Origin of the sequence: Methylobacillus draconifructus (assembly GCF_045984355.1) — a bacterium.
In the GTDB taxonomy this organism is placed as follows: Bacteria; Pseudomonadota; Gammaproteobacteria; order Burkholderiales; family Methylophilaceae; genus Methylobacillus; species Methylobacillus flagellatus_A.
This window is the reverse complement of sequence record NZ_JBJQII010000010.1, coordinates 1-5,611: the sequence shown is the minus strand read 5'-3', so window position 1 is coordinate 5,611 and position 5,611 is coordinate 1. Positions and strand designations below refer to the sequence as shown.

The following is a 5,611-nucleotide window of genomic DNA, read 5'->3' as shown; positions in this document are numbered from 1 at the left end:
AATAAATTTCGAAACTAGCTTGACCTGGTTTAAAAGGTCTGTATAATGCGCCCTCTCGCTGAATTCGAAACGAATCGGCGGCGAGTAAAAAGAAGTAACCTGCTCTTTAACAAAACGAACAACCGATAAGTGTGGGTGCTTGTAGGTGAGTGCAAAAGATACATAGTTAAATATGTATCCGAAACTCAACATACAAGTGCTTAACACTTAAATGAAATCTGTAACTTTTTAAGTTACACCTAAGATTCATTTGAGATTAAGCCAAGCGATATACCGACCTCGAAAGAGGTCACAAGTAATAGTCGGAATTAAACTGAAGAGTTTGATCCTGGCTCAGATTGAACGCTGGCGGCATGCTTTACACATGCAAGTCGAACGGCAGCACGGGGAGCTTGCTCCCTGGTGGCGAGTGGCGAACGGGTGAGTAATATATCGGAACGTGTCCAATAATGGGGGATAACTAGTCGAAAGATTAGCTAATACCGCATACGCCCTGAGGGGGAAAGTGGGGGATCTTCGGACCTCACGTTAATGGAGCGGCCGATATCTGATTAGCTAGTTGGTGGGGTAAAAGCCTACCAAGGCGACGATCAGTAGCTGGTCTGAGAGGATGATCAGCCACACTGGGACTGAGACACGGCCCAGACTCCTACGGGAGGCAGCAGTGGGGAATTTTGGACAATGGGCGAAAGCCTGATCCAGCCATGCCGCGTGAGTGAAGAAGGCCTTCGGGTTGTAAAGCTCTTTCGCAAGGAAAGAAAACTTATCTACTAATACTAGATGAGGATGACGGTACCTTGATAAGAAGCACCGGCTAACTACGTGCCAGCAGCCGCGGTAATACGTAGGGTGCGAGCGTTAATCGGAATTACTGGGCGTAAAGCGAGCGCAGGCGGTTTTGCAAGTCAGATGTGAAAGCCCCGGGCTCAACCTGGGAACTGCGTTTGAAACTGCAAGGCTAGAGTATAGGAGAGGGAGGTAGAATTCCACGTGTAGCAGTGAAATGCGTAGAGATGTGGAGGAATACCAATGGCGAAGGCAGCCTCCTGGCCTAATACTGACGCTCATGCTCGAAAGCGTGGGGAGCAAACAGGATTAGATACCCTGGTAGTCCACGCCCTAAACGATGTCAACTAGTTGTTGGTGGAGTAAAATCCATTAGTAACGCAGCTAACGCGTGAAGTTGACCGCCTGGGGAGTACGGTCGCAAGATTAAAACTCAAAGGAATTGACGGGGGCCCGCACAAGCGGTGGATTATGTGGATTAATTCGATGCAACGCGAAAAACCTTACCTGGCCTTGACATGCCACTAACGAAGCAGAGATGCATTAGGTGCCCGAAAGGGAAAGTGGACACAGGTGCTGCATGGCTGTCGTCAGCTCGTGTCGTGAGATGTTGGGTTAAGTCCCGCAACGAGCGCAACCCTTGCCAATAATTGCCATCATTCAGTTGGGCACTTTATTGGGACTGCCGGTGACAAACCGGAGGAAGGTGGGGATGACGTCAAGTCCTCATGGCCCTTATGGCCAGGGCTTCACACGTAATACAATGGTCGGTACAGAGGGTTGCCAACCCGCGAGGGGGAGCTAATCTCAGAAAGCCGATCGTAGTCCGGATTGCAGTCTGCAACTCGACTGCATGAAGTCGGAATCGCTAGTAATCGCGGATCAGCATGTCGCGGTGAATACGTTCCCGGGCCTTGTACACACCGCCCGTCACACCATGGGAGTGGGTTTCACCAGAAGTAGGTAGCCTAACCGCAAGGAGGGCGCTTACCACGGTGGGATTCATGACTGGGGTGAAGTCGTAACAAGGTAGCCGTATCGGAAGGTGCGGCTGGATCACCTCCTTTCTAGAGTATGCCTTGCTTGCAAGCATTCACACTTATCGGTTGTTTAAAGAGCGCAACAAAGATTGGCCTTAAGGGTCTGTAGCTCAGCTGGTTAGAGCACCGTCTTGATAAGGCGGGGGTCGTTGGTTCGAGCCCAACCAGACCCACCAACGCATTATCAAGTGGACGAGTAGTACGAGGCGCGAATCTTCGCCGCATACTTTGATGTGCAAGAAGATGAGTAACGAAGTAATGCGAAGTTCAGAGGGGGATTAGCTCAGCTGGGAGAGCACCTGCTTTGCAAGCAGGGGGTCGTCGGTTCGATCCCGTCATCCTCCACCAACTCTTTGTTGAAAAGTTAGACATAAGCGCAGCGTGCTGTCTTTATGTCTGGCTTTTACAAGCTAGATTGATCTTTAACAAAATGGAAGAAGTAAAGAGAATGAAGTAAGACTTTGTGATGAGGTCTGAAACATTCAATGGGTAATTTGATTGCAGAAATCAAAACATTGAACAGCGTTGTTTTTTTAACGTGGTTCGATAGTGCTTTAGAAGCAGCCTATAACGGACTGACTACTACTCGTCAGTCATGTTCTTGAATTTAAAAGGGTTCAGGATTCAACGTTATAGGGTCAAGCGAATAAGTGCATGTGGTGGATGCCTTGGCGATTACAGGCGATGAAGGACGTGGTAGCCTGCGTAAAGTCTCGGGGAGCTGGCAAACAAGCTTTGATCCGGGAATGTCCGAATGGGGAAACCCACCCGCAAGGGTAACCCCCTCTGAATATATAGGAGGACGGTGGCGAACCGAGTGAACTGAAACATCTAAGTAGCTCGAGGAAAAGAAATCAACCGAGATTCCGGAAGTAGTGGCGAGCGAACCCGGAAAAGCCTGTTACTTTTAGCATACGCGATAATAGAACGGAATGGAAAGTCCGGCCATAGTGGGTGATAGCCCCGTATATGAAATCCCGTATGTGGAACTAGGGTAACGACAAGTAGGGCGGGACACGTGAAATCCTGTCTGAACATGGGGGGACCATCCTCCAAGGCTAAATACTCGTAATCGACCGATAGTGAACCAGTACCGTGAGGGAAAGGCGAAAAGAACCCCGGGAGGGGAGTGAAATAGAACCTGAAACCGCATGCATACAAACAGTGGGAGCCTCGTAAGGGGTGACTGCGTACCTTTTGTATAATGGGTCAGCGACTTACATTCAGTAGCAAGCTTAACCGATAGGGGAGGCGTAGCGAAAGCGAGTCCGAATAGGGCGTTCAGTTGCTGGGTGTAGACCCGAAACCAAGTGATCTATCCATGGCCAGGATGAAGGTGCCGTAACAGGTACTGGAGGTCCGAACCCACTAATGTTGAAAAATTAGGGGATGAGCTGTGGATAGGGGTGAAAGGCTAAACAAACTTGGAGATAGCTGGTTCTCTCCGAAAGCTATTTAGGTAGTGCCTTGTGTCTCACTCTCGGGGGTAGAGCACTGTTATGGCTAGGGGGCTCATAAGAGCTTACCAAACCATGGCAAACTCCGAATACCGAGAAGTGCAATCACAGGAGACAGTCCATGGGTGCTAACGTCCGTGGACAAGAGGGAAACAACCCAGACCGCCAGCTAAGGTCCCTAATGACGTGCTAAGTGGAAAACGAAGTGGGAAGGCACAGACAGCCAGGAGGTTGGCTTAGAAGCAGCCATCCTTTAAAGAAAGCGTAATAGCTCACTGGTCGAGTCGTCCCGCGCGGAAGATGTAACGGGGCTAAGCACGTAACCGAAGCTGCGGATGCTAGTTTACTAGCATGGTAGGAGAGCGTTCTGTAGGCCTGCGAAGGTGTTCTGTGAGGAATGCTGGAGGTATCAGAAGTGCGAATGCTGACATGAGTAGCGATAAAGGGAGTGAAAAGCTCCCTCGCCGAAAGCCCAAGGTTTCCTGCGCAACGTTCATCGGCGCAGGGTGAGTCGGCCCCTAAGGTGAGGCAGAGATGCGTAGCTGATGGGAAACAGGTTAATATTCCTGTACTTACATATACTGCGATGTGGGGACGGAGAAGGTTAGGTCAGCCATCTGTTGGAATAGGTGGTTTAAGCGTGTAGGTTGATCTCTTAGGCAAATCCGGGAGGTTAAGACTGAGGCGTGACGACGAGTCTCCTTGTGAGACGAAGTGATTGATACCAAGCTTCCAAGAAAAGCCACTAAGCTTCAGGTATATGTGAACCGTACCGCAAACCGACACAGGTGGGCAGGATGAGAATTCTAAGGCGCTTGAGAGAACCCGGGAGAAGGAACTCGGCAAATTAGCACCGTAACTTCGGGAGAAGGTGCGCCCCGGTAGGGTGAAGGACCTCGCGTCCGGAGCTTGATGGGGTTGCAGTGAAAAGGTGGCTGCGACTGTTTAATAAAAACACAGCACTGTGCAAACACGAAAGTGGACGTATACGGTGTGACGCCTGCCCGGTGCCGGAAGGTTAAGTGATGGGGTGCAAGCTCTTGATCGAAGCCCCGGTAAACGGCGGCCGTAACTATAACGGTCCTAAGGTAGCGAAATTCCTTGTCGGGTAAGTTCCGACCCGCACGAATGGCGTAACGATGGCCACACTGTCTCCTCTCGGGACTCAGCGAAGTTGAAATGTTTGTGAAGATGCAATCTACCCGCGGCTAGACGGAAAGACCCCATGAACCTTTACTGTAGCTTTGCATTGGACTTTGACAAGATTTGTGTAGGATAGGTGGGAGGCTTTGAAGTAGGGACGCCAGTTCCTATGGAGCCATCCTTGAAATACCACCCTGATGTTGTTGAGGTTCTAACCTAGGTCCGTAATCCGGATCGGGGACCGTGCATGGTGGGCAGTTTGACTGGGGCGGTCTCCTCCCAAAGAGTAACGGAGGAGTGCGAAGGTAACCTAGGTACGGTCGGAAATCGTACTGATAGTGCAATGGCATAAGGTTGCTTGACTGCGAGACGGACAGGTCGAGCAGGTGCGAAAGCAGGTCATAGTGATCCGGTGGTTCTGTATGGAAGGGCCATCGCTCAACGGATAAAAGGTACTCTGGGGATAACAGGCTGATTCCTCCCAAGAGTTCATATCGACGGGGGAGTTTGGCACCTCGATGTCGGCTCATCACATCCTGGGGCTGTAGCCGGTCCCAAGGGTATGGCTGTTCGCCATTTAAAGTGGTACGTGAGCTGGGTTTAAAACGTCGTGAGACAGTTTGGTCCCTATCTGCCGTGGGCGTTGGAAGTTTGAGGGGGGCTGCTCCTAGTACGAGAGGACCGGAGTGGACACACCTCTGGTGGACCGGTTGTCACGCCAGTGGCATCGCCGGGTAGCTAAGTGTGGAAGAGATAAGCGCTGAAAGCATCTAAGCGCGAAACTTGCCTCAAGATGAGACTTCCCTTGTGCCTTGAGCACACTAAAGAGTCGTTCGAGACCAGGACGTTGATAGGTCGGGTGTGGAAGCGCAGTAATGCGTTAAGCTAACCGATACTAATTGCTCGTGAGGCTTGATCCTATAACCTTGAAACTTGAATCAAGGTCGCTCTAAAGCAGCAATCAAAATACCATCTTTACTTCTTCTGTTTGTTGAAGACGAATTTGCTAAGCAAATTCCATCAGATATCAGTGCATGTGCACCGCACACGCACTACCGGTTATGTCTGGCGGCCATAGCGAATTGGAACCACCCCTTCCCATCTCGAACAGGGCCGTGAAACGATTCCGCGCCAATGATAGTATGCACCTCGCATGCGAAAGTAGGTCACCGCCAGACTTTTATT

The 5,611-nt window shown here is 50.6% G+C and carries 2 tRNA genes and 3 rRNA genes; all 5 read left to right on the top strand.

Annotated features, from left to right (window positions below):
• The first annotated feature begins 310 nt into the window (after positions 1-310).
• Positions 311-1,853, top strand: a 16S ribosomal RNA gene (locus tag ACJSDX_RS14335).
• Between the two features lie 72 nt (positions 1,854-1,925).
• Positions 1,926-2,002 (top strand) — tRNA-Ile (locus ACJSDX_RS14330).
• 96 nt (positions 2,003-2,098) lie between these two features.
• Positions 2,099-2,174: transfer RNA gene (locus ACJSDX_RS14325), tRNA-Ala, on the top strand.
• A gap of 288 nt (positions 2,175-2,462) precedes the next feature.
• Positions 2,463-5,346: ribosomal RNA gene (locus ACJSDX_RS14320) — 23S ribosomal RNA — on the top strand.
• 144 nt (positions 5,347-5,490) lie between these two features.
• Positions 5,491-5,604, top strand: a 5S ribosomal RNA gene (gene rrf, locus ACJSDX_RS14315).
• The 16S, 23S and 5S rRNA genes sit together here with 2 tRNA genes alongside, the layout of an rRNA operon.
• Positions 5,605-5,611: the final 7 nt, after the last annotated feature.